This window comes from Streptomyces sp. NPDC059142 (assembly GCF_042755665.1).
Taxonomy (GTDB): domain Bacteria; phylum Actinomycetota; class Actinomycetes; order Streptomycetales; family Streptomycetaceae; genus Streptomyces.
Window position 1 is genome coordinate 49,754 of the sequence record NZ_JBHZDA010000026.1, and the last position, 25,856, is coordinate 75,609.

At 71.0% G+C, this 25,856-nt stretch carries 21 protein-coding genes; 11 read left to right on the forward strand and 10 right to left on the reverse strand.

Annotated elements, in window-relative coordinates; genetic code table 11:
* Positions 1–122 precede the first annotated feature (122 nt).
* Positions 123–1,217, reverse strand: coding sequence for a hypothetical protein (locus ACFXPK_RS12930; protein WP_384997605.1), 1,095 nt, complete (start codon positions 1,215–1,217; stop codon positions 123–125).
* Between the two features lie 322 nt (positions 1,218–1,539).
* On the opposite strand from ACFXPK_RS12930, the gene ACFXPK_RS12935 reads away from it, so the two are divergent.
* Positions 1,540–1,875 carry a hypothetical protein gene (locus tag ACFXPK_RS12935; protein ID WP_384997607.1) on the forward strand — a complete coding sequence of 112 codons (336 nt, stop codon included), beginning with the start codon at positions 1,540–1,542 and terminating at the stop codon, positions 1,873–1,875.
* A 191-nt stretch (positions 1,876–2,066) separates the two neighbouring features.
* Here the strand turns inward: ACFXPK_RS12935 and ACFXPK_RS12940 are convergent, their stop codons facing one another.
* The 3 genes from ACFXPK_RS12940 to ACFXPK_RS12950 all read right to left on the reverse strand — a co-directional run bounded on the left by ACFXPK_RS12940 (position 2,067) and on the right by ACFXPK_RS12950 (position 4,571).
* The gene (locus ACFXPK_RS12940) at positions 2,067–2,495 is read right to left on the reverse strand and encodes a hypothetical protein (protein ID WP_385074652.1); all 429 of its coding nucleotides are present in this window, start codon (positions 2,493–2,495) and stop codon (positions 2,067–2,069) included.
* A 119-nt stretch (positions 2,496–2,614) separates the two neighbouring features.
* Positions 2,615–4,237 (reverse strand): alpha/beta hydrolase, encoded by a 1,623-nt coding sequence (locus ACFXPK_RS12945; protein ID WP_385074655.1) that lies wholly within the window; start codon positions 4,235–4,237, stop codon positions 2,615–2,617.
* Between the two features lie 10 nt (positions 4,238–4,247).
* Positions 4,248–4,571 (reverse strand): hypothetical protein, encoded by a 324-nt coding sequence (locus tag ACFXPK_RS12950; protein WP_385074657.1) that lies wholly within the window; start codon positions 4,569–4,571, stop codon positions 4,248–4,250.
* Between the two features lie 205 nt (positions 4,572–4,776).
* Here ACFXPK_RS12950 and ACFXPK_RS12955 point away from each other — a divergent pair, with 205 nt between their 5' ends.
* The 8 genes from ACFXPK_RS12955 (at position 4,777) to ACFXPK_RS12990 (ending at position 16,841) form a co-directional block, all read left to right on the forward strand.
* Positions 4,777–6,591 carry an ABC-F family ATP-binding cassette domain-containing protein gene (locus ACFXPK_RS12955; RefSeq protein ID WP_385074660.1) on the forward strand — a complete coding sequence of 605 codons (1,815 nt, stop codon included), beginning with the start codon at positions 4,777–4,779 and terminating at the stop codon, positions 6,589–6,591.
* A gap of 252 nt (positions 6,592–6,843) precedes the next feature.
* Complete coding sequence (locus ACFXPK_RS12960; protein WP_385074663.1) at positions 6,844–8,778, forward strand: PQQ-binding-like beta-propeller repeat protein; 1,935 nt, start codon at positions 6,844–6,846, stop codon at positions 8,776–8,778.
* Positions 8,779–8,857: 79 nt separating this feature from the next.
* Complete coding sequence (locus ACFXPK_RS12965) at positions 8,858–10,708, forward strand: PQQ-binding-like beta-propeller repeat protein (RefSeq protein WP_385074666.1); 1,851 nt, start codon at positions 8,858–8,860, stop codon at positions 10,706–10,708.
* Positions 10,709–10,994: 286 nt separating this feature from the next.
* Positions 10,995–11,711 (forward strand): LuxR C-terminal-related transcriptional regulator, encoded by a 717-nt coding sequence (locus ACFXPK_RS12970; RefSeq protein ID WP_385074668.1) that lies wholly within the window; start codon positions 10,995–10,997, stop codon positions 11,709–11,711.
* Positions 11,712–12,258: 547 nt separating this feature from the next.
* On the forward strand, positions 12,259–13,302 hold the full coding sequence (gene galT, locus ACFXPK_RS12975; RefSeq protein WP_384997623.1) for a galactose-1-phosphate uridylyltransferase: 1,044 nt from the start codon (positions 12,259–12,261) through the stop codon (positions 13,300–13,302).
* Positions 13,299–14,276: a UDP-glucose 4-epimerase GalE gene (gene galE / locus ACFXPK_RS12980; protein ID WP_384997624.1), complete on the forward strand. Its 978-nt coding sequence runs from the start codon at positions 13,299–13,301 to the stop codon at positions 14,274–14,276. Before galT ends, galE begins: the two co-directional genes overlap by 4 nt.
* A gap of 216 nt (positions 14,277–14,492) precedes the next feature.
* A complete protein-coding gene (galK, locus tag ACFXPK_RS12985; protein ID WP_384997637.1) occupies positions 14,493–15,617 on the forward strand; it encodes a galactokinase in 1,125 nt (374 codons plus the stop codon).
* Between the two features lie 312 nt (positions 15,618–15,929).
* The gene (locus ACFXPK_RS12990; RefSeq protein ID WP_384997639.1) at positions 15,930–16,841 is read left to right on the forward strand and encodes a LuxR C-terminal-related transcriptional regulator; all 912 of its coding nucleotides are present in this window, start codon (positions 15,930–15,932) and stop codon (positions 16,839–16,841) included.
* Here ACFXPK_RS12990 and ACFXPK_RS12995 read toward each other — a convergent pair.
* From ACFXPK_RS12995 to ACFXPK_RS13005, 3 genes are all read right to left on the reverse strand, one after another.
* Complete coding sequence (locus tag ACFXPK_RS12995; RefSeq protein WP_384997641.1) at positions 16,825–17,397, reverse strand: TetR/AcrR family transcriptional regulator; 573 nt, start codon at positions 17,395–17,397, stop codon at positions 16,825–16,827. The genes ACFXPK_RS12990 and ACFXPK_RS12995 overlap by 17 nt on opposite strands.
* A 22-nt stretch (positions 17,398–17,419) precedes the next feature.
* Positions 17,420–18,256 carry an alpha/beta fold hydrolase gene (locus ACFXPK_RS13000; RefSeq protein WP_385074670.1) on the reverse strand — a complete coding sequence of 279 codons (837 nt, stop codon included), beginning with the start codon at positions 18,254–18,256 and terminating at the stop codon, positions 17,420–17,422.
* Between the two features lie 199 nt (positions 18,257–18,455).
* The gene (locus ACFXPK_RS13005; protein ID WP_385074673.1) at positions 18,456–18,953 is read right to left on the reverse strand and encodes a MarR family winged helix-turn-helix transcriptional regulator; all 498 of its coding nucleotides are present in this window, start codon (positions 18,951–18,953) and stop codon (positions 18,456–18,458) included.
* Positions 18,954–19,077: 124 nt separating this feature from the next.
* Here ACFXPK_RS13005 and ACFXPK_RS13010 point away from each other — a divergent pair, with 124 nt between their 5' ends.
* Entirely contained in the window at positions 19,078–19,908 is an 831-nt protein-coding gene (locus ACFXPK_RS13010; RefSeq protein WP_385074675.1) for a trans-aconitate 2-methyltransferase, read from the forward strand.
* An 80-nt stretch (positions 19,909–19,988) separates the two neighbouring features.
* Here the strand turns inward: ACFXPK_RS13010 and ACFXPK_RS13015 are convergent, their stop codons facing one another.
* The 3 genes from ACFXPK_RS13015 to ACFXPK_RS13025 form a co-directional block, all read right to left on the reverse strand.
* Positions 19,989–20,822 carry a hypothetical protein gene (locus ACFXPK_RS13015; protein WP_385074677.1) on the reverse strand — a complete coding sequence of 278 codons (834 nt, stop codon included), beginning with the start codon at positions 20,820–20,822 and terminating at the stop codon, positions 19,989–19,991.
* Positions 20,823–21,025: 203 nt separating this feature from the next.
* On the reverse strand, positions 21,026–21,721 hold the full coding sequence (locus ACFXPK_RS13020; protein ID WP_384997643.1) for a TetR/AcrR family transcriptional regulator: 696 nt from the start codon (positions 21,719–21,721) through the stop codon (positions 21,026–21,028).
* On the reverse strand, positions 21,721–22,710 hold the full coding sequence (locus ACFXPK_RS13025; RefSeq protein ID WP_385074680.1) for an acyl-CoA desaturase: 990 nt from the start codon (positions 22,708–22,710) through the stop codon (positions 21,721–21,723). Before ACFXPK_RS13025 ends, ACFXPK_RS13020 begins: the two co-directional genes overlap by 1 nt.
* Positions 22,711–23,037: 327 nt before the next feature.
* Between ACFXPK_RS13025 and ppc the strand changes: the two genes are divergently transcribed.
* Positions 23,038–25,767 carry a phosphoenolpyruvate carboxylase gene (gene ppc / locus ACFXPK_RS13030; protein ID WP_384997635.1) on the forward strand — a complete coding sequence of 910 codons (2,730 nt, stop codon included), beginning with the start codon at positions 23,038–23,040 and terminating at the stop codon, positions 25,765–25,767.
* The last annotated feature ends 89 nt before the right edge of the window (positions 25,768–25,856 follow it).

The following is a 25,856-nucleotide window of genomic DNA, read 5'->3' on the forward strand; positions in this document are numbered from 1 at the left end:
CCCGGCCCCCCGCACGGCTGCGGGTGCCCCGGCCCCCGACCCCCCTACCGACGGGTGTACAGGGGCGTGCCGCCCCCACTCCCCCGGTCACCCCTCTTTCCTCGCCCCGCGTACCCGGTGGATCAGGCGGTCCGGCGCCAGGTCCCGTTCCGCTCCAGGACGTACTCCCCGGTGAGCACCCTCGTCCCGGCGCCCGGGGCCGCCCGCCGCAGACTCCTCGGCTCGTCGTCGGGCTGACGGGCCTTGGCGCCCGAGGGCCGCAGCGTCTGGCACTTGTCGGGGTTGGTGAACGTCTGCGCCACGATGGTGGAGGAGTTCACCGTCGAAGGGCCGTCCACGGTCACGTTCTTCACCAGCTTGCCCGTGCCGTCCACGACGAGGTCGCCGACCGTACGGGTCATCGCGTTCAACGCGCCGAACTGAAGCTCGTCATTGGCCTTGATGGTGAACGTCACCTGCGTCGTCTCGGTGTTGGTCATGGACCACGTGTGGTTCCAGGTGCCCTTGAAGGCGGCGGTGAAGGCGCCCCGCAGCGCCAGATGGATGTTGCTCTTGGACGCGACGGTGGTGCTGCCCATCTCCGTCATCTGCTCGGTGGTCGTGGAGGTGTGCTCCGCGGTGGCGCTGGAGGTGGCCGTCCCCTCGACCGTGGTCTCCTGGTTGGGACCCTTGTCCTTGGGCGCGGTGTGGTTGGTGGTGCTCAGCTTGGCGCTGCCCGTCTGGGTCGCGCTCGCCTTGTCGCTCTCCTGCTGCGTCTGCTGGGCCGTCACCTGCCCCGTACCCGAGCCGCTGACCTCGTTGTCGGTCGCGGCCGTCCCTTCGATGGTGCCGCTGCCGGAGATCTCCCCGCCGATGTTGTCCGTACTGCTCGACTGGAGCGCCACCGTACGGGAGACGGTCATCGGCTCGTTCGTGCAGTTGATGGCGCCGTTGGCCACGGAGTGGACGGCGCTGGTGAATTCACGCGAGCGCGCCGGATCGATCCGGAACGAGCAGGCGTAGCGCTGGAGCTGGCCGCACAGCCCCGTCACCTCCGACACCGTCGGCAGCGCCTTCTCCCGGTCGAATGCCTGGGCCCTGGGCATCACCTCAGGACCTGAGGCGACGGCGACGGACATGTTCACGGTCAGGGTGAGTGCGGACAGCGCGGGAAGGACCACGGCGGTCCGGCGGACCAGCCGCCCCCGGGCGCCTGAGGGTCGTGCGGGGTGGACCATGGAGTTCGCTCCTTGTCATCGCCCGGGCCGGGGGAGCGCTCCGTCCGGATGATCCGTCCGGATGACACGTCACACCGGTTCAGGGCCGACTGCACCACGGGCGTCGTGCCCGGGGCCGGTGGGGTCATCGTCGGCGCCCCGGACGGGTGTTGCGACCGCTGATCACCTCACGGTGCGCCAATCGGGCCGCGCGGTGGGGCATTTGGGTGGTACGGAGCCTTCACGCGGCCACACCGGCCCGCGCGCCGGACGACCCCGTGCCACGGTGTCCCGGCGGCGGTGCGATCACGCCCCCGCCTTTCCCGAGCACAAGGAGTTCGGCATGGCCGACAAGGTCAAGACACGCCTCAGGATCCGGAGCATCTCCGGCCACGTCGTCGGTGCGCGGGGCACTGCCATCGCCACCCTGACGAAGGTTCCGGACGGCGACCCGATCGAGGGCGAGGAGATCCACTTCTACACCGGCAACGGCAACGAGGAACTGGGCACCGCCATGACCAACGACCGCGGCGAGGCCCAGTTCGAGAGCGGCAACACCTACGGCGCCCCCCTCACCTGGGGCTCGGCCATCGTCTACGGCTACGCGGCCGACTACCAGGGCAGCAAGGAATACCTGTCCCACCCGCTCGTGAAGGCGGCCATGAGCCCGTCCGTGTGACCGGCAACACACCCCGGGGCGGCAGCAGACGCCCGCCGACCGGCCCACCACGGTGACCCCCGGCCCGGCGCGCCACTGCCGCCCCGTTCCTGTGCCTGCGCCCGTTCCTGTTCCTGTTCCTGTACGGCCTCGCCCTGACGGCCTCTTCCCGGTACGGCTGGTCCCCGGGGAGCGCCGGCCCGGAGCGAGGGTCAGAACTGCCTCTGCTCGGCGCCCGGTGGCAGGAGACAGGGGGTGTTAACGATCAGCACGAGGAGTTCGTCGTTGAGATCCTCCGCAGAGATGGACTGGTGATCCTTTGGGTGCCTAGCGTCCACAAGGTTGGCGGGGTCCTTGCTGGGGTCCGAACGGTAGCCCTGGATCTCGAAGCCCTTCTCCTTGAGGGTGTCTCTGATCGCGCGGATGGCCTCGGCGTGTTGGTCCGCAGGCAATTTGGCCCGCACACTGTAGTTGAGGGTGAACCGGCCGTCATCGGCGGATTCGCCATTCTTGCCGATGCAGTTGGTGAAGCTCGCTGCGGGCACGTCTGGATCAGTCTCGGGTTTGATCTCGGCCCTGGCCGTGCGGGCCATGGATTCGGTCCAGTGCCTGGCCCACTCCTCGGCCTTCTCCTTGCTCATACGGGGGAGTGGATCGTTGACTCCGCTGTCGGACATACAGCCTCCCAGGATCAGGGCCAGGACCAGGGCTGTGCTGCCCCGGCGCAACAGGGTTGAGGAAAAGGGGCTTTTCAGGGCCATCAGCCCGGTCCTCCGTCTTTCGGCGTCTTACCGACGATGATGCGGCCCTGGTTGTTCAGGCTCTGGCTGCCGTCGTCCCAGTAGCCGCTGTGCCCACCGGTGTCCACGTACATCCGCTGGGCGCCGAAGTCGGACTGCTTGGGGTCGGCGCCCAGTGCGAAGTCAGGCGTCAAATTGGAGACCATGTCGTCGGGAGCAGCCCCTACCCACAGATGCTCGGGGTCGACGTGGAGCTGATCCGCCCGGTCGACCGTCAGTCCTGGACTTCCGACGACCACCACGTCGTCGGCGTCCAGCCCTTGGCCGCCTGCGTCTGCGGCTCCTGCGGTCGTGGAACCGTAGCTGTGGGCGAGGACGGTGAGATGCGTGCGCTCACCCTCATGCGCAGCCCGGAGGCCGTGGGTGAAGTCGCGAAGGCCTTCGGCGCCGTCTTCTGCCCGACCCTCGGTGGCGATACCCAGATTGAGTTCAGGATCGGAGGGTTCGAAATTGGCTTCGGGGGCGTTGTAGTCGAGCCAGGAGATTACAGACACCTCACTCGGGTCCCCTTCGTACCTACGGGTCGCCGCATCCTGCAACTTGTTCACCCGGTCGATCTGGCTGCCCACGTTGTCCAATTGATTGCTCGTGCCCGGTACCTGTACCGCCGTGTGCTTGGCCGTGTCCGGGTTGCCGACGGCGACGATCGCCCGGCCGTCCTTCTCGGTGCTGAAGCCGAGCAGGTAGAGCTGTTTATGGGCGGGGACGGTGTCCGTCCTGTCCAGGCGGTCCTTGAGCGCGCTCAGGGAGCGGTGGCCGTACCGGTCGTGGTAGCCCAGCTCCCCCTCCCGCAGCGCGTAGTCGTTCAGCTTCATGTCCAGTACGGTCCGGTTCGCGTGGTCCCGCGTAGCCGCCGGCAGGCCGTCCAGCACCCCGAGCTGGTCGGGAAACGCTGCCAGGTAGACGCGCTGATCGTCCTCGTCCAGGCCGGCCCACCACTCCGCCGCCTGCTTCGGGTCCTTCCCGTCCGGGATGTCCTTCTGGCTGATCCCGGCGAACTCGGCGACCCGGGCGGCGTCCTCCTGGGCGTTCTCGCCGCCGTACCGCTTGTCCAGGTCGAACGGGTCGATCTGGTGGAGGAGTTCGGCCGCCCGGTAGCTGGCGGTCTCGGCGTCGGTGAGGGCCGTGTCGATACGGGAGCGGAAGCCGCCGAGCCCGGCATTGGCACGTTGCTGGGCGCCCGCGTACTCCGGGTCGTTGTGGTACTTGGGGTCGATGGTCTGCTTCGGCTCCACCCAGCCGTCCTCCCGGACGGTGTGCCCGGCTTCCTCGGCGTCGGCCACCGCGTTGCGCAGGGCGCGCTGGGCCGCCTCCATCTTCGTCCGGAGGATGTCCAGGGTGGTGCTGATGAGCTGGGCATCGAGCTGTGCCGTGCCCAGCTTGCTCTCGGTGGCCTCCATCGCGTCCAGGCCGAAGGTGGCGCTGACACCCGCCCAGCCCGCCTTGTGGAGCGGGCCGGTCACCTGCTTGCCGCTGCCGGTGCGGGTCTTCCCCAGCGCCTCGGCGAGCTTCTTCCAGGAAGAGACGGCCGCGTCCAGATCCGCGAAGTCCTGCTGGAACAGGCGCCTGAAGTTCTCCGGCATGACGGCCGCCTCACCAGCTCAGGAAGCGGCTGCGGACATCCTCTTCCTGGATGTCGTGACCGTTCGCCAGCATCCGCAGGCCCTGCGCGTGCTGCGAGAGGTTGTCGCGCAGCGTGCCGAGCGCGCTGCCCCAGCCTTCGCCGGTCTCCCCCATCCGGGGCCCGGCCGTCCAGCCGTGGAAGGACGCCGAAGCGGTGGCCAGGTCGTTCACCGCCGTCTCCAGAAGCGGCCGCAGATCCCTGACCAGGTTGTCCGCGGCCCCGGCCGAAGCTCTCAGCTCGCCTGCGGAAATATTGAGGTCGTCGGCCACGCGTTCCTCCCCCGTCGACGCCATGCCGTTACGGCATGGCTGCGCACGATCATATTCGGGAGGGTGTTTCCGCGAGCAAAGGTCGGCCGGGAACCGGGAGTGGCTTCCGTAAATCTGTGCATACTGCCGCGTAACGCTCCAGTTCATCGCAAACCGACGTTGCCGCAGCGACGACTACGCTGGGACGTCGATCGATCCTCGGTCGAGTTTCCCCCGTACAGGAGCGTTGATGGCCGTCAATCTGGTCAATGTCGAGGCAGTCACCAAGGTGTACGGCACCCGTGCGCTGCTCGACGGTGTCTCTCTCGGTGTCTCCGAGGGGGACCGGATCGGCGTCGTCGGGCGCAACGGCGACGGCAAGACCACCCTCATCCGGATGCTCGCCAAGCTGGAGGAGGCCGACACCGGGCGCGTCACCCACAGTGGCGGGCTGCGGCTCGGGGTGTTGACGCAGCACGACTCCCTCGACCCCGCCGCCACCGTCCGGCACGAGGTCATCGGTGAACTCGCCGACCACGAGTGGGCCGGGAACGCCAAGATCCGCGATGTGCTCACCGGGCTCTTCGGCGGGCTCGACCTGCCCGGGTTCCCGCAGGGGCTCGACACCGTCATCGCGCCGCTCTCCGGTGGCGAGCGGCGCCGTATCGCGCTCGCCAAGCTGCTGATCGGCGAGCCCGAGCTGATCGTGCTCGACGAGCCCACCAACCACCTCGACGTCGAGGGCATCGCCTGGCTCGCCGAGCACCTGCGCGCCCGCCGCTCCGCCCTCGTCTGCGTCACGCACGACCGCTGGTTCCTCGACCAGGTCTGCACCCGGATGTGGGACGTCCAGCGCGGCGCCGTCCACGAGTACGAGGGCGGCTACTCCGACTACGTCTTCGCCCGCGCCGAGCGCGAGCGCATCGCGGCGACGGAGGAGGCCAAGCGGCAGAACCTGGTCCGCAAGGAGCTGGCCTGGCTGCGCCGCGGCGCCCCCGCCCGTACGTCCAAGCCGCGCTTCCGCGTCGAGGCGGCCAACGAGCTGATCGCCGACGTGCCGCCGCCGCGCGACACCTCCGAGCTGATGAAGTTCGCCAACGCCCGGCTCGGGAAGACCGTCTTCGACCTGGAGGACGTCACCGTCCAGGCCGGCCCCAAGGTGCTGCTCACCCACCTCACCTGGCAGCTCGGCCCCGGCGACCGGATCGGCCTGGTCGGCGTGAACGGCGCGGGGAAGACCTCCCTGCTGCGTGCCCTCGCCGAGGCCGCGCGCAGTCAGGGCGACGTCCAGCCCGAGGCCGGGAAGGTCGTCGTCGGCCGGACGGTGAAGCTGGCGTACCTCTCCCAGGAGGTCACCGAGCTGAAGCCGACGCTGCGGGTGCTCGAAGCGGTCCAGCAGGTACGGGACCGGGTCGACCTGGGCAAGGGCCGGGAGATGACCGCCGGGCAGCTCTGCGAGCAGTTCGGCTTCACGAAGGAGAAGCAGTGGACGCCCGTCGGTGACCTCTCCGGCGGCGAGCGGCGCCGGCTCCAGTTGCTGCGGCTGCTGATGGACGAGCCGAACGTCCTCTTCCTCGACGAGCCCACCAACGACCTCGACATCGAGACCCTCAACCAGTTGGAGGACCTGCTCGACGGCTGGCCCGGCTCCATGGTCGTCATCTCCCACGACCGGTTCTTCATCGAGCGGACCACCGACAAGGTGATGGCGCTCCTCGGGGACCGCGCCCTGCGGATGCTGCCGCGCGGCATCGACGAGTATCTGGAGCGCCGCCGCAGGCTCGTCGAGTCCGCCGTCCCCGCCGCCTCGTCCACCGCTTCGGCCGCCGCCGCGGACGGGGGAGCGGTCTCGGCCAAGGACAACCGGGCCGCGAAGAAGGAGCTGCAGAAGATCGAGCGCCAGGTCGCCAAGATGGACGGGCAGGAGAAGACCCTCCATCAGCAGATCGCCGATAACGCCACGGATTTCGCGAAGGTGGCGGAACTGGATGCTCGGCTCCGTGAACTCAAGGCAGAGCGCGACGAGTTGGAAATGCGCTGGCTTGAGCTGGCCGAGGACGCCTAGGAACGTCCGTAGAGACGGTGTGCAGAAGGCATAACGAGCGCGTCACGGGCCGGTCCTCCCTTGGGAACAGGGGCTGGACCGACCCGTCCCGTACAGCAGTCCGAGTGATACAAAGAAGCCCCGCTCGACTGATGTGACGATGCGGAATCCACGCCCGAATCGCTCCATTCCGGCCGACGGCTCCGTCCGGTCGCCGGGATCGCGGGGGAGTCCGACCGGGCCGTGCTCCGCAGCAACAGGGGGAAAGCGCTGATGACACAGCCACCCGACCAGCAGCCGCCGCAGGGGGGCTTCGGAGCTCCACAGGATTCCTCACCTCAGGGTCCGCCGCAGCAGGGCCCGTACGGGGGCGCGCAGCCCCCGGCCCAGCCGCCGAAGCCGCCGACGCCGCCCGCGCAGCCGCCCCAGGCGCCCGCGCAGCCGGCCCAGCCGCCGCAGGCGCCCGCTCCGCAGCCCGGTTACGGATATCCGCAGACGCCGCCCGGCGGACAGCCCGGCTACGGCTACCCCCAGGCGCCGGGCCAGGCACCCGGCCAGGCACCCGGTCAGGCGCCGGGTCCGTACGGTCAGCAGCCGGGGCCGTACCAGCAGCCGGGCCCCTACGGGCAGACGCCCGGACCCTACGGCCAGCAGCCCGGCCCCTACGGGCAGCAGGCGGGACCGTACAACCCCCAGTCCGGCTACGGCTATCCCGGCCACCCCGGCCCGCCCACCGCGCCCCTCGGCAGCGGACCCGGCGGCTCCGGAGGCGGCGGCCTCAAGGGCAGGACCGGTGCGATCGTCGCGGCGGCCGTCGCCGGACTGCTGGTCGTCGGCGGCGGTACGTGGTTCGTCCTCAGCGGTGACGACGGCGGCCAGGAGAAGAAGCCCGTCGTGGCCAAGAGCGACGACCCCGCCCCGACCACGTCGTCCGACGACGACGTCGACCAGGGCGACGGCAGCGGCGGCGGACGGGAGGCGGACGACGACCTCAACGCCGGACGCAAGGACGGCGAGTCCAAGATCGCCTGGCTCCAGACCAACGACGTGGACCTGCCGCGCAACGGCTCCGACGTGTACGGCCCGTGGCTCGTCGGCGACACCGTCGTCAAGGCCATGTACAAGTCGGTCGTCGGCTACTCCGCGAGCGACGGCAAGAAGAAGTGGACGGTCCCGACGGCCGCGCCCCTGTGCGCCGCGCCCCACTCGGCGACGGACGACGGCAGGATCGTCGTCGCGTTCAAGGACGACAACAGCGACAAGGCGAAGTGCACCCAGCTCCAGATGATCGACCTGAACACCGGCAAGGCCGGCTGGAAGAAGGCGGTCACCAAGCACGGGAACTGGGACTTCGTCAGTGAACTGACCCTGGCCATCAGCGGGGACACCGTCGCCGTCGGCCGTTCCGGCAACTCCGACGGCTACCGCGTCAGCGACGGCAAGGAGCTCTTCGGCAAGCAGGACGGCGACTGCCAGCCCGAGTCGTTCGCCGGCGGCCCCAAGCTGATAGCCGGCATGGACTGCGGTACGGACGACAACCGGATCGCGGAGCTGAACCCGACCACCGGCAAGCCCAAGTGGTCGTACCAGCTCAAGAAGGGCTGGGAACTCCAGAAGGTCTACTCCGTCAACCCGCTGGTCGTCTCGGTGGAGAACCGGGACGAGGACACCTGGAGCATTCTCGGGCTCAACGCGAACGGCACCCCGCGCTCGCAGCTCGACGGCGGCAAGGACAAGTTCCAGCCGAGCTGCGGCGGTGGCTTCATCGTCTTCGGCCAGAACCTGGAAGGGTGCGTCGGTGTCGCCGCGGACGCGAACAACTTCTACATCGCGACCGCGCCCGCCTCGACCTCCTCGCGCACCAACGAGGTCGTCGCGTTCTCCCTGTCCACCGGGAAGTCCCTCTGGCGCTCGAAGGCGCCCGAGGGCCGCACGATGATGCCGCTGGGCATGGAGGGCGGCAAGGTCCTCGTCTACATGGGTGCCTCGTACGACAAGGGCGGCACGGTCGCGACGATCGCGCCGACGGGCGGCGACCCGAAGGTCGTCCAGCAGCACCCGGCGTCGACGTCCCGGATCGAGAGCTCCTTCTACTCGGCGAAGTACCTCTACGAGGGCGGCCGGTTCTATCTGGCCAGCGGCCGGGTCAGCGCGAGCAACGACGAAGAGGAACTCCAGGTGAAGACCATGATGGCCTTCACCGACTGACCGTGCCTCGACTCCGTCGTCCTTCGTCCGCTCTCCGCCCCTCTCCGTTCCCTTCCGGATCTCCCGAGGTACGTACGCCATGACGCAGCCACCTCCACCACCTCCCAACCAGCCGCCGGGCCCACCTCCGCAGGAGCCCCCGTCGGGCGGCTTCGGCGCCCCGCAGGACCCGCCGCCCGGCGGTTTCGGCGCCCCGACGCAGCCCCCGCAGAACCCGGGGTACGGCTACCCGCAGGGGTACGGCTACCCGGGCCCGCCCGGACAGCCCGCCGCGCCCGGTCCGTCCGGTCAGCCCGGACAGCCCGCCGCGCCGGGGCAGCAGCCCGGCCACCCCGGATACGGGTACCCCACGCAACCCCAGGGCCCGTACGCCCAGCAGGGTCCGTACGCCCAGCAGGGCCCGTACGCGCAGCAGCCCCCGTACGGCGCCCCGCCCGGCCCCGGCGGTCCCGGTGGGCCGGCCGGTCCCGGCGGCGGCAGGAAGCCGAACCGCCAGATGCAGATCATCGCCGCCGCGGCCGTCGCCGTGGTGCTGATCATCGGCAGCGGGATCTGGTACGCGTCCTCCTCCGGCGGCGGCGAGACGGACGTCTCCACGGCCGGCCAGTCCGGCGGCTCCACCGGCGGCGGCAAGGGCGGCTCCGGCGGCACCGACCTCGGCGGCGGCACCGAGAAGGCGCCGTCCGACACCAAGTCGAAGCTCGGCTACCAGCTCCCGGAGCCCAAGGTCACGGGCATCACCGACGTCAGCGGCTCCTGGCTCACCAGCACCGCCTATGTGAAGACGGGCGTCAACGAGATCGTCGCCTACGACCGGGACAAGAACACCCGGCTCTGGACGATCCCGCTCGCCGGCCAGGTCTGCGCGGCGACGAAGCATGTCACCAAGGACAACCGCACCGCGATCGCCTTCGAGCCCGCCAAGCGCGCCAACGCGAAGGACTACCAGCAGTGCACCGAGGTCGGCGTGATCGACCTCGCGGCCGGAAAGCTGCTCTGGAGCAAGTCCGTCACGGGCTCCAACTCCGGTGACAACAAGTCGAGTTTCAACGAGGTCACGCTCAGCGGCTCGACGGTCGCGGCGGGCGGCACGGACGGCGGCGCCGCCTTCGACGTCGCCGACGGCACCGTCCGCTGGAAGCCCGAGGCCAGCGCCGAGGGCTGCTACGACATGGGGTACGGCGGCGGCGAGGGGCTGGTAGCGGCCCGTAAGTGCGGCTCGTACGACGACCCGCAGGTCTCCATCCAGAACGTGAACCCGCTGACGGGCGCGGTGATCTCGACGTTCAAGATGCCGGTCGGCGTCAAGTACGCGAGCATCGTCTCCACCAAGCCGCTCGTCGTCGCGGCCGACGTCGGTGACACCGCGGCCGGCGCCAGCAGCGTGTCGGACTTCTTCTCGATCGACGAGAAGACCGGCAAGCTGCGCGCCAAGTTCCCGGCGGGGAACATGTCGGGGGACTGCGGCGCCACCGATGTCGAGCAGTGCCAGCGCATGGTGGTCGGCAACGACCGGCTCTATCTGCCCACCGAGGAGCACGACACGGAGGGCGAGGACTACGGCCAGACGAACGAGATCGTCTCGTACGACCTGGCCACCGGGAAGACCACCTCGGACCGGGCGGACGCGGGCGGTTCGTACACGATCGCCCCGTTGCGTATGGACGGCGGCAACATCATCGCGTACAAGCGGCCCCCGTACGGCGAGGGCGGCCAGATCGTCTCCGTCGACGGCGGAACGTTCAAGCAGACGGTGCTGATGCGGAACCCGTCCGACGAGTCGCTCGACAACCTGGAGTCCAGCTTCAGCGAGAACTACTCGGAACCGCTCTACGGCGACGGCCGGTTCTACCTCTCCGAGGTCATGGTGAGCGAGCCGTCCGGGTCGAGCCGGAAGAAGTACCTCGCGGTGATGTTCACGACGCACTGACGCGGGACGCCTCCCGGCGCCACGCACCGGGCGGCCCGAACCGCCCCGTACGACGCATCGAGCGGCCCCGCCGGAGGACGGCGGGGCCGCTCACGCATGATCAGGGAGTGATCCTTCCACGCCTTCCGAGCGGCCGAATGTGAGGTCAACTTGCCCTGAACAAGACGAATTTCGCTGATCCGGGGGGCTTCTGACCGGTAAGACGCGCGCGATGTCGAACAAGCGTGTAGCTTGCCGGGTCAGACGTCGGGGGGCCAGGGACCGGCGGGGGATGGGGAGTTGCTCGATGGGCGTGCGGCTCATGGTGGTCGACGATCACAGATTGCTCGCCGAGGCGCTCGCCTCCGCGCTGAAGCTGCGGGGGCACCGGGTGCTCGCGGCGGCCGCGCCGACGGCGGGCGTCGCGGAGCTGGTGGTGAGCCGGGCGCCGGAGGTGTGCCTGCTGGGTACGGCGGCGCCGGCCGAGCCGGGCGCGTTCGACCCGATCGTACGGATCAAACGGGACCGCCCGCAGGTGGCGGTCGTGGTGCTGGGCCCGGTGCCCAACCCGCGCGGAATCGCGGCGGCGTTCGCGGCGGGCGCGTCCGGCTACGTACGGCACGACGAGCGCATCGAGGGTGTCGAACGGGCCATGGTCAAGGCGCGGGCGGGCGAGGCGGCGGTCGCGCCGCAGCTCCTCCAGGGCGCGTTCACGGAACTGCTCAACCCGGCGGCGCAGCCGGACGACGAGGGCCAGCGGCTGCTGCGGATGCTCACCCCGCGCGAGATCGAGGTGCTGGTCCGGGTCGCGGAGGGCGAGGACACGCGGCTGATCGCGGCGGGCATGGGCATAGCGCCGAGCACGGCGAGGACCCATGTGCAGCGCGTCCTGATGAAACTGGGCGTCGGCTCCCGTCTGGAGGCCGCGGCGCTGGCGGCCCGCACGGGCCTCCTGGACCGCGCCGCCGTCCTGGCGACGCGCGCGCGGACGGCACCGGATCCCGGCTCGGGCCCGTCCGAGTGAGCGCCGGGCCCGGAGCGTCCGGGGGCTGTTCGTCGAGGTCCGGTACGGGGCCGCGCAGGCCCTCGTAGTTCTCGGGTGCGACCGTCGTGACGATCGCACCGGTCGGTCGGTCAGGCGGTCGGCCGTCGGTGCGGCGGTGGCAGTGCGGCGGTGCGGCGCGGCGATGGCGTGCGGCGGTGGCGGTGGTGTGCGCGACACCGATCGGCACGGTCGAGACAGGCTCGTTCCCGCCGCCCGGGGCGAGCGGTGTCGGGTCGCCGGGCGCGAGGTGCCGAAGGGGGCTGCGGCGTCCCGGGTCTCGTGCGTCTCGGGCGTGACGGCCGCCTCGGCCGGCCCGGCGGCGTGCGCGCGATGGAGGGCCGCGTCGATCTTCCGCCGCACCGTGGTCTCGTCGGCTTCGCCGATCAGCACCCCGAAGTGTTCGGCGGGGCACTGCCTCGCCCCGGCGGCCCGTGCTCTTGCCACGACCCCATCCCTCTTGACCTCGACTGTCGATTTGTGATTTCTTGTGTTTGCTTTTGTTTGATTGGAGCGAGGGAGTCCCGTAGTGAAGAAGACGTCTACCCGACTCGCCGACGGGCGCGAGATCGTCTACTACGACTCCCGGGACGACGCCGTACGCGACACCCCCGACCGTCGCCCGCTCGGCCCCGTCGCCACCACCTCCGAGGTGCGCCACGACCCGCTCCTCGGCGACTCCGTCGCCATCGCCTCGCACCGGCAGGGCCGTACGTACCACCCGCCCGCCGACGAGTGCCCCCTCTGCCCGTCCCGGGACGGACGGCTCAGCGAGATCCCCGAGCCGGAGTACGACGTCGCCGTCTTCGAGAACCGGTTCCCCTCCCTCGCCGGGGACTCCGGGCGGTGCGAGGTCGTCTGCTTCACCTCCGACCACGACTCCTCCTTCGCCGACCTCACCGACGAACAGGCCGCCCTCGTCCTCGACGCCTGGACCGACCGCACCGCAGAGCTGGCCGAACTCCCGCAGGTGGAGCAGGTCTTCGCGTTCGAGAACCGCGGCGCCGAGATCGGGGTGACGCTCGCCCACCCGCACGGGCAGATCTACGCGTACCCCTTCGTCACCCCGCGCTCCGCGCTCATGCTCCGCTCCGTGGCGGCGCACCGCGAGGAGACCGGCCGCAACCTCTTCGACGACCTCGTGGCGAAGGAGGCGGCCGACGGCTCCCGGATCGTGCTCGACGGCGAGCACTGGGTCGCGTTCGTGCCGTACGCGGCGCACTGGCCGTACGAGGTCCACCTGTACCCCAAGCGGCGCGTCCCCGATCTGCGCGGGCTCGACGACGCGGCGCGCACAGAGTTTCCACAGATGTATCTGGAACTCTTGAGGCGCTTCGACCGGATCTTCGGTGAAGGTGAACCGCCCACGCCGTACATCGCCGCCTGGCACCAGGCCCCCTTCCGGGCCGCCGGACGGGACGACTTCGCGCTCCACCTTGAGCTTTTCACCATCCGCCGCACTTCCGGCAAGCTGAAATTCCTCGCGGGTTCCGAATCCGGCATGAGTGTGTTCATCAACGATGTGCCGCCGGAGGCCGCGGCCGAGCGACTGCGAGAGGTAGCGAGCGAGTGAGCACCAAGAAGTACCTGGTCACGGGCGGTGCGGGATATGTCGGCAGCGTGGTCGCCACCCATCTGCTGGAGGCGGGGCACGCGGTGACCGTGCTCGACGACCTCTCCACCGGCTTCCGCGCCGGGGTCCCCGAGGGCGCCGAGTTCGTCGAGGGCCGCATCCAGGACGCCGCGAAGTGGCTCGACCCCTCGTACGACGCCGTGCTGCACTTCGCCGCGTCCTCGCAGGTCGGCGAGTCCGTCGCCAAGCCGGAGAAGTACTGGGAGAACAACGTCGGCGGCTCCATGGCGCTGCTCTCCGCGATGCGCTCCGCCGGTGTACGGAAGCTGGTCTTCTCGTCCACCGCCGCGACCTACGGCGAGCCCGTCTCCACACCCATCACGGAGACCGACCCGACCTCCCCGACCAGCCCGTACGGCGCCACGAAGCTCGCCGTCGACCACATGATCGGCGCCGAGTGCGTCGCGCACGGCCTCGCGGCCGTCTCGCTGCGCTACTTCAACGTCGCGGGCGCGTACGCCGCGCGCTCCGGCGCGACCGCCGGCGAGCGCCACGACCCCGAGTCGCACCTGATCCCGCTCGTCCTCCAGGTCGCCCTCGGCACCCGCCCGTCGATCTCCGTCTACGGCGACGACTACCCGACGCCGGACGGCACCTGCGTACGCGACTACATCCATGTCGCGGACCTCGCCGAGGCCCATCTGCGCGCACTGGACGCGGCCACCGGCGGCGAGCACCTGATCTGCAACCTCGGCAACGGCAACGGCTTCTCGGTCCGCGAGGTCATCGAGACCGTACGGAAGGTCACCGGACACCCGGTCCCCGAGGTCATGGCGGCGCGCCGGGACGGCGACCCCGCCGTCCTCGTCGCCTCGGCGGAGACCGCCCACCGCCGCCTGGGCTGGAGCCCGAGCCGCGCCGACCTGACGGGCATCGTCGCGGACGCCTGGGCGTTCGCACGCGACAAGAACTAGGGCCTGTGCGGGGTTGTGATCCGGATCAGGCCGGGCGCGGTGCCAGGGCACGCGCCCCCAGCCTGATCCACCCGACAGGCCCCAAGGCACGACCCGCGGAAACGAAGGAGAACCAGGGTGAGCGAGAGCGGCACCAACGGCGCCGGCCGGGCGGGCGAGACCGGGGGCGACAGCTTCGGCGAGACGGCCGCGGCCGTCGCCGAGCAGTTCCAGCGGCTGTACGGCGCGGCCCCCGAGGGCGTCTGGGCGGCCCCCGGGCGCGTCAACCTGATCGGTGAACACACCGACTACAACGACGGTTTCGTCATGCCGCTGGCCCTGCCGCACCGGGCCGTCGCCGCCGTGTCCCGCCGTACGGACCACGTCCTGCGCGTGCACTCCGCCGACATCCCCGGCGGCATCGTCCAGCTCGACGCCGCCGCGCTCGTCCCGCTCTCCGACACCGGCTGGGCCGCGTATCCGGCGGGCGTGGTCTGGGCGCTGCGCGCGGCGGGCCACCCCGTCGCCGGCGCCGACATCCACCTCGCGTCGACCGTGCCGACCGGCGCCGGACTCTCCTCCTCCGCCGCACTGGAGGTCGTCACCGCGCTCGCCCTGAACGACCTGTACGAACTCGGCCTGAGCGCCACCGAGCTGGCCGTCCTCGCCCAGCGGGCCGAGAACGACTTCGTCGGCGTACCGTGCGGCGTCATGGACCAGATGGCCTCGGCGTGCTGCGCCGACGGCCACGCCCTCCACCTGGACACCCGCGACCTCGCCCAGCGCCAGGTCCCCTTCGACCTGGCCGCGCAGGGGCTGCGGCTGCTCGTCGTGGACACCCGTGTCCAGCACGAGCTGGGCGACGGCGCGTACGCCGAGCGGCGCGCCGGGTGCGAGGCGGGCGCGCGGGCGCTCGGGGTGCCCGCGCTCCGGGACATCCCGTACGGGGAACTGCCCGCGGCCCTCGACCGGCTGACGGCGGCGGGCGAGAGCGAGACCGTACGCGCCTACACCCGCCATGTCGTGACCGAGAACCACCGGGTCGAGCGGGTCATCGCCCTGCTCGACGCGGGCGATGTCCGCGCCGTCGGCCCGCTCCTCACCGAGGGGCACGCCTCGCTCCGCGACGACCTGCGGGTCTCCTGCGCGGAACTGGACCTGGTGGTCGCCTCGGCGACGGCGGCCGGCGCGCTCGGCGCCCGGATGACGGGCGGCGGCTTCGGCGGCTCCGCGATCGTCCTGGTCGAGACGGACACCTCCGACGCGACGGCCAAGTCGGTCACGGAGGCGTTCGCGGCGGCGGGGTACACGGCGCCGCGCATCTTCCCGGCGATCCCGTCGCCCGGCGCGCACCGCGTCTGAGGATCGGATCGATCGCTCACCGGACAACAGGGGTCGATATTTGTCGACTTCTGTCTCGATACGAAACATCCGTCTCACCGTAAACAACCAGGCCAACGAGTTCTGCGAAATTCCTTCCCCTCCCGGCCGACGCCCGTACGCTGATGCACACGCACCGGTGGGGGCCGGTGCTGATCAGGGGTGGAGACAAGCGGGTACGACGCCCGGGGCGGGGTATCAGTCAACACGCGGCGGCGGCCGTGCCATTGACGTATCAACCGCACACCGGGCGCCGTGCCCGCACCGTCCGCTCCCCACCTTGAGGGGGTGTCCATGGTACGTATCCGGGTTCTGGTGGTGGACGACCATCGCATTTTCGCGGAGTCGCTGGCAGCGGCGCTCGCGGCCGAGCCGGACGTCGACGTCGCGGCAGCCGGCAGCGGTCCCGCCGCCCTGCGCTGCCTCGACCGCGCGGCGGCGGAGGGGCGCAGATTCGATGTGATGCTGGTCGACGCCGACCTCGGCGGGGCCGCCGGAGGCGCCGTCCACGGCGCGCTCACCGGCCATCAGACAGGCCATCAGTCCGGCCATCAGACAGTCCAGCAGACCGTGCACGCCAACGGTCATGCGAACGGTCACGCAGGCGGCGGCCCCGTCCCGCTGCCCGCCGTGGCCGCCGGGCCCGCGCTGCCCGCACCGGTCGCGCGCGCCGTCCCCGACCACGGCGAGAGCACGCCCGTCGACGGCATCTCACTGGTCGCCGGCGTCCGCTCCGGCCAGCCGTCCGTCCGTACGGTCGTCCTCGCCGAGAAGGACGACCCGCGCCGCGCCGCACTCGCCCTCCAGGCCGGCGCGTCCGGCTGGGTCGCGAAGGACTGCTCTCTCCAGCGGCTGCTCACCGTCGTACGGGGCGTCCTGCGCGACGAGACGCATCTGCCGCCCGCGCTGCTCACCGGCGTCCTGCGGGAGCTGACGGCCGCGCGCAAGCACCGTACGGAGAGCGAACGGCTCGTCGAGTCGCTCACCCCGCGCGAACGCGAGGTGCTGCGCTGCATGGTCGCCGGCCTGGGCCGCAAGGCCGTGGCCGAACGGCTCTTCCTCTCCCCGCACACCGTGCGTACGCACATGCAGAACGTGCTGGGCAAACTCGGCGTCCACTCCACGCTGGCCGCGGTCGCGCTGGCCCGCAGGGCGGGCGTCGGACCGGTCGACCTGGTGCCCCGCCAGATCACCTCGACGGGCTGACACGCTCCGGGTCCTGGGCGCCGCACATGGCGCGCAGGCCCCGGTCCGCGAAGGCGATCAGCCACTCGAAGCTCTCGTCGACATCGGCGCTCCACCGGAACCCGCCGGCCGACTGCAACGTGGCGAAGCCGTGGCAGAGGCTGCGGAGCATGCGCAGGGCGTGGTCCACGTCGGCCTCCCCGATGTCGTAACCGCGCAGGACCGCGAGGAACGCGTCCAGCAGCCGCTGCGCCGCCGCGGCCATCGGGTCGTCCTGTCCCGTCGGCTCCATGCCGATCGTCGCGGCGTACCGGCCGGGGTGCGCCAGCACGAAGGCGCGGAAGGCGCGGGCCGCGGCCGCCAGGGCGTCACGGCCCGCGTACCCCTGGACCGCGCCCCCGACGGCGTCGGCGGCCTGGTGCAGCGCCAGGGCCGCGATCCGCCGGTTGAGGTCCTCCTGGCCGCCCACGTGCTTGTACAGGGACGGGGCGCGCACGCCCAGCCGCTCCGCCAGCAGACCCATCGTCAGACGGGCGAGCCCCACCTCGTCGGCGAGAGCGGCACCGGCCGCGACCACGGCCGCCGGGTCCAGTCCTGCCCTAGGCACGGGCGGCCTCCGACCGCAGGAAGGCGAGCACGAGCGGGACCACCCGGCCGGGGAACTGGTCGTGCGGGTAGTGCCCGGCGCCCTCGACCATCTCCAGCCGGCCGAGACCGGCCGGCAGGGCGTCGACGATCGCCGAGCCCTCGGCGTGCGGGTCGGCCCAGTCGGGGTCGAGCGTGCCCATCACCACCAGGACCGGGCAGCGGACGTCGCCGAGCCGCGCACCGGCGTCGGCCGGGGTGGTGCGGCCCATGCCGCGCAGGGCCGCCATCCGGCCCGGCTCGCGCAGCAGGGAGTCGATACGCCCCAGCCGCTCGTCCCAGTCGGCCGGCTTCACGCCGGGGTAGGCGACATCGAGGTACGAGCGCCAGAGCCGCACGCTGCCGAAGACGGCCGCGCCGAGCAGCCGCAGCATCCCCTGCCGGTAGCGCCGCACCCGCAGGTCGCCGAGGCGGACCGACTGCGCGCGGGTGAACGGCGCCAGCTCGACCACCGCGGTGACCAGGGCGGGCTCCTCCGCGGCGGCGACGGTGGCGGCGCCGCCGGAGATCGAGTGCCCCACGAGCACGGCGGGGCCGCCCAGATGACGGACCACGGCGAGCAGGTCACGGGCGATGGCGGTACGGCTCCACTCAGGCCAGTCGGCGCCGGACTCGCCGCAGCCCCGCAGATCGACCGCGGCGACCCGCAGCCCCGCCGCCACCAGCGGCGGGATCATCGAACGGTAGGCGGCGCGGCTGTCGCCCATGCCGTGCGCGAGCACGACGAGCGGGCCGGATCCCGCCACCTCGTAAGCGATCGTGCCGCCGTCGACGGCAAGGTACTCGGTCATGACGCCCCTCAGCTCTGGCTAACGTTGTTAGCTAAAAGCTATTCCTGTTAGCCAATCCTGTCAACGGGGATGTCCGGGGCGCGGCCGGGCGTGGGTGGCTTGGCGGCTGCGGGCCGGTGGCTGCGACCGGGCGGGTGCGGTGAAGCGGGCACGCCGAAGCCCCCGGAGCGCGCTCCAGGGGCTCGGTGCGTGCGGCGGGCTAGCCGGGGGTGTTGTCGAACGGTGCCGTCAACTGCCGTAGCAACCCCGCCAGTTCACCTCGCTGCGCGCCGGACAGCTCGGCGAGGATCGCGCGCTCCTGGGCGAGCAGTCCGGCCAGCGACTGATCCGCGCGGTCCCGCCCCTCGGGTGTGAGCCGGACCAGCACGCCGCGCCGGTCGCTGGGGTCGGGCAGCCGCTCCACCAGGCCCTTCTGGGCCAGCCGGTCGATCCGGTTGGTCATGGTGCCCGAGGTGACCAGCGTCTGGGTCAGGAGCTGGCCGGGGGAGAGCTGATACGGGTCGCCGGCGCGGCGCAGCGAGGTCAGTACGTCGAACTCCCACGGCTCCAGGCCGTGCTCGGAGAACGCGATCCGGCGTGCGCGGTCGAGGTGCCGGGCCAGCCTGCTCACGCGGCTGAGCACCTCCAGCGGCTCCACGTCGAGGTCGGGACGCTCTCGACGCCATGCCGCCACCAGTCGGTCGACCTCATCCTCCATGACGATCAGTGTAGAGGGTCCCTCGACATGAAGTCTCTTGACGTCAAGAGAGTTTGGGGTGCAGGCTGGAAAGGAACCCGCCGGGCCCTGCCCGCACGCTCCGTACCAGCGAGGGAACACCGCCATGCCGTCGTCGTCCCCGTCCACCACGCCGACCTGGGACCCGTCCCAGTACCTCCGGCACGCGGGCCACCGCACCCGCCCCTTCCTGGACCTGCTGGCCCGCGTCCCCGAGTTGCCAGGCGGCCCCGGCGGGGCCCCCAGGATCGCCGATCTCGGTTGCGGCGCCGGCAATGTCACCGCGCTCCTCGCCGACCGCTGGCCCACCGCCCGGATCACCGGCTTCGACAACTCGCCCGAGATGCTGGCCCGCGCGACCGCCGAGTACGCGGGCCCCACGCCCGGCGGCGGCACCCTGGACTTCCGGCCCGGCGACGCGACGCGCTGGACGCCGGACGAGCCGTACGACCTGATCGTCTCCAACGCCGCCCTCCAGTGGGTCCCGGACCACACCGGCTCCTTCGCCGCCTGGACCGACGCGCTCACCCCCGGCGGCACCTTCGCCTTCCAGGTCCCCGGCAACTTCACGGCCCCCAGCCACACCCTCCTCGCCGAGCTGATCGCCGCCCCGCGCTGGCGCGACCGTCTGGACGTCCGCGCCATCGGCGTCCTCGACCCCGAGGAGTACCTGACGCGCCTCATGGACCTCGGCTGCGAGACGGACGTCTGGGAGACGACCTACCTCCAGCTCCTCCCCGGCGAGGACCCGGTCCTCGACTGGGTCAAGGGCACCGCCCTGCGCCCGGTCCTCACGGCCCTGGCCGACGATCCGGCGGCGGCCGAGGAGTTCACCACCGCCTACCGGGACCTGCTGCGCACCGCCTACCCGCCGGGCCCCCACGGCACGGTCTTCCCGTTCCGCCGCCTCTTCGCGGTCGCCCGCAAGGGGGCGTGAGGGGTCGACGTCACCCTTTCCGATGATCGCCCCGGATCTTCGTGCGGCGTGACGCGCGGCGCGTTCGCCATGCTCAGTGCTCAGTGCCCGGTGGCCAGGAAGCGCCGGAGCGAGTCCGTCAGGGCGGTGACGAAGGTGTCGCGGGTCCGGTCGTCGACGAGGTCGAGGGACAGGTACGGGTTCAGGTCCTCCAGTTCGACCAGGAGAAGACCGCCGTCCCGGGTGCGGCAGGCGTCCACGCGCTGGATGCCGTGGTCGAGGGTGTTCCAGTCGACGAAGGTCCGGGCGAAGACCAGATCGGCCTCCGTGGGCGTGTACGGCTCAAGGGCCCAGCGCCGCTCGGGGGCCGGGGCGTACAGCGCGTACTGGAAGGCGTCGTCGACGAAGTAGAAGGACACCTCGTACCGGAAGTCGACGCGCGGCTGGACCAGGATGTCGCCGTAGGCGAGACCCTCCAGCGCGTCCCGGGACACGAAACGGAGCCCTATGGAGTCGGCGCCCGCCTTCGGCTTGACCGCGTACTGCTCGGCGGCGGGCAGCAGCCCCAGGTCGTGAAGCCGGTCGACGGTCGGGATGACCGGGTGGCCGGAGGCCGTCAGGTCCAGCAGATACCGCTTGCCCGCCATGTCGGCCCGCCCGTCCAGCGGGTTGTAGACCCGCGCCCCCTGCGCCAGGGCCTGCGCGCGGAAGGCGTCGTACTCGTCCTGGTAGTGCAGCACCGGCCCGGTGTTGCGGACGACCGCCGCGTCGAACCGGTCCAGCAGCGCCGCCGCGTCCAGCGGATGGCACACGGCGATGTCGAAGTCCGCGCGGAGCCGCGAGCTGAGGAAGACGTCCTCGTCGCAGTAGCGGGGCCGCCCCGCGGCCCGGTAGCCGAGATCGGACACGTAGAGAAGGCTGGGACGGGCGGACACGGGCCTCTCCTCGGTCGGCGAGCGCCCATCCTGTCAGACGAGATGACCGCGCCCCGGGCGGCTACGGAGGCAGGGATCGGAGCGCGGCCGTGCAGAGCTGATGTCAGCGCCATGAGTGATCGCGCCGGCGGGACCCGGCAGCGACGGCGCTCGGGAGGCCACGGTGCGGCCCCCGCGGCCTCCGGCGGCCCCCGCGCCCCCGCTCACACCTTCCGGTGGCCTATCAGCCGCGGCTTCGGCTCCAGGTTCTCCAGGCCGTGCCACGCCAGGTTCACCAGATGCGCCGCCACCTCCGACTTCTTCGGGCGGCGCGCGTCCACCCACCACTGGCCCGTCAGCGCCACCATGCCGACCAGGGCCTGCGCGTACAGCGGGGCCAGCTTCGGGTCGAAGCCGCGGTTCTTGAACTCCATGCCGAGGATGTCCTCGACCTGCGTGGCGATATCGCTGATCAGCGACGCGAACGTACCCGTCGACTGGGCGACCGGGGAGTCGCGGACCAGAATGCGGAAGCCGTCCGTGTACGTCTCGATGTAGTCGAGCAGGGCGAACGCCGCCTGCTCCAGCAGCTCCCGCGGGTGGCCCGCCGTCAGGGCGCTCGTGACCATGTCGAGGAGCTGGCGCATCTCCCGGTCCACGACCACCGCGTACAGCCCCTCCTTGCCACCGAAGTGCTCGTAGACGACGGGCTTGGAGACCCCGGCCTTCGCCGCGATCTCCTCCACCGACGTCGCCTCGAAACCCTTCTCGGCGAAGACCGTACGGCCGATGTCCAGCAGCTGCTCGCGCCGTTCCGCCCCGGTCATCCGGACCCGGCGGGTCCGCCGGCCCGCCGCGGGACGGGACTTCTCCGTGCTGCCCTGCTTGCTCGTACCGCCGTCGATCGCCACGGTGCCCATCATGCCTTGGCGGGTGCGCTCTTGCGGCGGGAGTCCAGGCGGGAGGAGCTGGGCCAGCGGGCGTCGCTCGCCCAGCCCAGCACCTCGAACCAGCGGATCAGCCGGGCGCTCGAATCGAGCTGCCCCCTGAGCACGCCGTGCCGCGCGCTCGTCGGGTCCGCGTGGTGCAGGTTGTGCCAGGACTCGCCGCAGGAGAGCACCGCCAGCCACCACACGTTGCCCGAACGGTCCCGCGACTTGAAGGGCCGCTTGCCCACCGCGTGACAGATCGAGTTGATCGACCAGGTGACATGGTGCAGCAGCGCCACCCGGACCAGCGACCCCCAGAAGAACGCCGTGAAAGCACCCCACCAGGACATCGTCACCAGCCCGCCCACCAGCGGCGGCACCAGCAGGGAGACCGCCGTCCACATCGCGAACTGACGCGACACCGCGCGGATCACCGGATCCTTGATCAGATCAGGGGCGTACTTCTGCTGCGACGTCTGCTCCTCGTCGAACAGCCAGCCGATATGCGCCCACCACAACCCCTTCAGCAGCGCGGGCAGCGTCTCCCCGAACCGCCACGGCGAGTGCGGATCGCCCTCCGCGTCCGAGAACTTGTGGTGCTTACGGTGATCCGCCACCCAGCGGACCAGCGGGCCCTCCACGGCCAGCGAACCCGCCACCGCGAGCGCGATCCGCAGCGGACGCTTCGCCTTGAACGCGCCATGCGTGAAATACCGGTGGTAGCCGATCGTCACGCCGTGGCAGCCGATGTAGTACATCACCACCATCAGGTCCAGATCGAGCCAGCTCACACCGCCCCACGACCAGGCCAGCGGCACCGCCGCCAGCAGGGCCAGGAACGGCACCACGATGAAGACGAGCAGCGCGAACTGCTCCAGACGGCCCTTGCTCTCCCCGCCGATGGTGGCCGAAGGTAGCGGAGTGGACCCGGAGGGTGACGGCTGGGGGGAATCGTTCATCACGTCAGGAGGCGTGGACATGGAAATCCCTGGGGTGAGGAGTGGGGAGTGGAAAGAGGAAGAGGTGGGGAGTGGAAAGAGGAAGAGGTGGGGAGTGGGGAGAGCGGAGAGCGGCAGGTGCGGGGCGGAGGCGGGGAGTGGGGGGCTCGGGTGCGGAAAACGGGCAGAAGCCCGGATACAGGTGCGTAACCTACGGCAACGTAAGTATGGCAGCGCCGAACCACGAGGCAAGAGGGCTGTGGATAACGTCAGGCGAAGGCCACCTATCCTTGGACCGTCGGACAGCGCGGTCCGCAAAGTCTCCAGAACACCTCCAGACGTGCTCAAACACTGCAAGGAGCCGCACCTGTGAGCAGTGCCGACCAGACCCCATCCGCCAGCGCGGAGCTCCGCTCAGACATCCGCCGTCTTGGTGACCTCCTGGGCGAGACCCTCGTACGGCAGGAAGGCCCGGAGCTCCTGGAGCTCGTCGAACGGGTCCGCGCCCTCACGCGCGAGAACGGTGAAGCCGCCGCCGAACTCCTCGGCGACACCGACCTGGAAACCGCGGGCAAGCTGGTCCGCGCCTTCTCCACCTACTTCCATCTCGCCAACGTCACCGAACAGGTCCACCGCGGCCGCGAGATGCGCGAGCGACGCGCCGCCGAGGGCGGCCTCCTCGCCCGCACCGCGGACCGGCTCAAGGACGCCGACCCCGAACACCTGCGCCAGACCGTCAAGAACCTCAACGTGCGGCCCGTCTTCACCGCGCACCCCACCGAAGCGGCACGCCGCTCCGTACTCAACAAGCTCCGCCGCATCGCGGAACTCCTCGAAGCCCCCGCCCTCGCCTCCGACCGGCGCCGCCACGACCTGCGCCTCGCCGAATCCATCGACCTGATCTGGCAGACGGACGAGCTGCGCGTCGTACGGCCCGAACCCGCCGACGAAGCCCGCAACGCCATTTACTACCTGGACGAACTGCACATCGGCGCCGTCGGCGACGTACTGGAGGACCTCGTCGCCGAACTCGACCGCGTCGGCGTCGAGCTGCCCCCCGGCACCCGCCCCCTCACCTTCGGCACCTGGATCGGCGGGGACCGCGACGGCAACCCCAACGTCACCCCCGAAGTCACCCGCGAAGTCCTGATCCTCCAGCACGAGCACGGCATCACCGACGCCCTCGAACTCGTCGACCACCTCCGCGGCCAGCTCTCCAACTCCATCCGCTACACCGGCGCCACCGACGAACTCCTCGACTCCCTCCAGGACGACCTCGTCCGGCTCCCCGAGATCAGCCCGCGCTACAAGCGCCTCAACGCCGAAGAGCCCTACCGCCTCAAGGCCACCTGCATCCGGCAGAAGCTCGTCAACACCCGCGAACGCCTCGCCAGGAACACCCCCCACGAGAACGGCCGCGACTACCTCGGCACCGCCGAACTCCTCGACGACCTCACCCTCATCCAGACGTCCCTGCGCGAGCACCGCGGCGGCCTCTTCGCCGACGGCCGCATGGACCGCACCATCCGCACCCTCGCCGCCTTCGGCCTCCAGCTCGCCACCATGGACGTACGGGAACACGCCGACGCCCACCACCACGCGCTCGGCCAGCTCTTCGACCGCCTCGGCGAGGAATCCTGGCGCTACGTCGACATGCCCCGCGACTACCGGCAGAAGCTCCTCGCCAAGGAACTCCGCTCCCGCCGCCCCCTCGCGCCCACCCCGGCACCCCTCGACGCCGCCGGCGAGAAGACCCTCGGCGTCTTCCACACCGTCCGCCAGGCATTCGAGCGCTTCGGACCCGAAGTCATCGAGTCCTACATCATCTCCATGTGCCAGGGCGCCGACGACGTCTTCGCCGCCGCCGTCCTCGCCCGCGAAGCCGGACTCCTCGACCTCCACGGCGGCTGGGCCAAGATCGGCATCGTGCCGCTCCTCGAAACCACCGACGAACTGCGCGCCGCCGACATCATCCTCGACGACATGCTCGCCGACCCCTCCTACCGCCGCCTCGTCTCCCTGCGCGGCGACGTCCAGGAGGTCATGCTCGGATACTCCGACTCCTCCAAGTTCGGCGGCATCACCACCTCCCAGTGGGAGATCCACCGCGCCCAGCGCCGCCTCCGCGACGTCGCCCACCGGCACGGCGTACGGCTGCGCCTCTTCCACGGCCGCGGCGGCACCGTCGGCCGCGGCGGCGGCCCCTCCCACGACGCGATCCTCGCGCAGCCCTGGGGCACCCTCGAAGGCGAGATCAAGGTCACCGAACAGGGCGAGGTCATCTCCGACAAGTACCTCATCCCCTCCCTCGCCCGGGAGAACCTGGAACTGACCGTCGCCGCCACCCTCCAGGCATCCGCGCTGCACACCGCGCCCCGTCAGTCCGACGAAGCCCTGGCCCGCTGGGACTCGGCCATGGACATCGTCTCCGACGCCGCCCACAGCGCCTACCGCACCCTCGTCGAGGACCCCGACCTCCCCGCCTACTTCTTCGCCTCCACCCCCGTCGACCAGCTCGCCGACCTCCACCTCGGCTCCCGCCCCTCCCGGCGGCCCGACTCCGGCGCCGGCCTCGACGGCCTCCGCGCCATCCCGTGGGTCTTCGGCTGGACCCAGTCACGACAGATCGTCCCCGGCTGGTTCGGCGTCGGCTCGGGCCTCAAGGCACTGCGCGAGGCCGGACCCGACACCGTCCTCGACGAAATGCACGAGCACTGGCACTTCTTCCGCAACTTCCTGTCGAACGTCGAGATGACCCTCGCCAAGACCGACCTGCGGATCGCCCGCCACTACATCGACACCCTCGTCCCCGACCACCTCAAGCACGTCTACGAGACCATCGAGGCCGAACACGCCCTCACCGTCCAGGAAGTCCTGCGCATCACCGGCGGCGAGAAGCTCCTCGACTCCAACCCGGCGCTCCAGCAGACCTTCGCCATCCGCGACGCCTACCTCGACCCGATCTCCTACCTCCAGGTCTCGCTGCTCGCCCGCCAGCGCGCCGCGGCCGAGCAGGGCGAACCCGCCGACCCGCTGCTCGCCCGCGCCCTGCTGCTCACGGTCAACGGCGTCGCCGCCGGACTCCGCAACACCGGCTGACCGACCCGCCCCGTAACGAGGTGGTGGCCCCCCCCCCCCCCCCCCCCGCGGGGCGGGCGAGGGGGAGGGTGTGGTTTAGAACAGATACC

What these genes read in the sequence shown, in the direction of transcription:
- ACFXPK_RS12945 (WP_385074655.1), bottom strand. Translation starts at nt 4,237, where the DNA reads ATGCCGGAGAACTTCAGGCGCCTGTTCCAGCAGGACTTCGCGGATCTG.
- ACFXPK_RS12965 (WP_385074666.1), top strand. Translation starts at nt 8,858, where the DNA reads ATGACGCAGCCACCTCCACCACCTCCCAACCAGCCGCCGGGCCCACCT.
- ACFXPK_RS13010 (WP_385074675.1), top strand. Translation starts at nt 19,078, where the DNA reads ATGCCGTCGTCGTCCCCGTCCACCACGCCGACCTGGGACCCGTCCCAG.
- ACFXPK_RS12960 (WP_385074663.1), top strand. Translation starts at nt 6,844, where the DNA reads ATGACACAGCCACCCGACCAGCAGCCGCCGCAGGGGGGCTTCGGAGCT.
- ACFXPK_RS12935 (WP_384997607.1), top strand. Translation starts at nt 1,540, where the DNA reads ATGGCCGACAAGGTCAAGACACGCCTCAGGATCCGGAGCATCTCCGGC.
- ACFXPK_RS13025 (WP_385074680.1), bottom strand. Translation starts at nt 22,710, where the DNA reads ATGTCCACGCCTCCTGACGTGATGAACGATTCCCCCCAGCCGTCACCC.
- ACFXPK_RS12970 (WP_385074668.1), top strand. Translation starts at nt 10,995, where the DNA reads ATGGGCGTGCGGCTCATGGTGGTCGACGATCACAGATTGCTCGCCGAG.
- ACFXPK_RS12990 (WP_384997639.1), top strand. Translation starts at nt 15,930, where the DNA reads ATGGTACGTATCCGGGTTCTGGTGGTGGACGACCATCGCATTTTCGCG.
- ACFXPK_RS12955 (WP_385074660.1), top strand. Translation starts at nt 4,777, where the DNA reads ATGGCCGTCAATCTGGTCAATGTCGAGGCAGTCACCAAGGTGTACGGC.
- ACFXPK_RS12940 (WP_385074652.1), bottom strand. Translation starts at nt 2,495, where the DNA reads ATGAGCAAGGAGAAGGCCGAGGAGTGGGCCAGGCACTGGACCGAATCC.
- ACFXPK_RS13005 (WP_385074673.1), bottom strand. Translation starts at nt 18,953, where the DNA reads ATGGAGGATGAGGTCGACCGACTGGTGGCGGCATGGCGTCGAGAGCGT.
- ACFXPK_RS12950 (WP_385074657.1), bottom strand. Translation starts at nt 4,571, where the DNA reads ATGGCGTCGACGGGGGAGGAACGCGTGGCCGACGACCTCAATATTTCC.
- ACFXPK_RS13020 (WP_384997643.1), bottom strand. Translation starts at nt 21,721, where the DNA reads ATGGGCACCGTGGCGATCGACGGCGGTACGAGCAAGCAGGGCAGCACG.
- ACFXPK_RS12930 (WP_384997605.1), bottom strand. Translation starts at nt 1,217, where the DNA reads ATGGTCCACCCCGCACGACCCTCAGGCGCCCGGGGGCGGCTGGTCCGC.
- ACFXPK_RS13000 (WP_385074670.1), bottom strand. Translation starts at nt 18,256, where the DNA reads ATGACCGAGTACCTTGCCGTCGACGGCGGCACGATCGCTTACGAGGTG.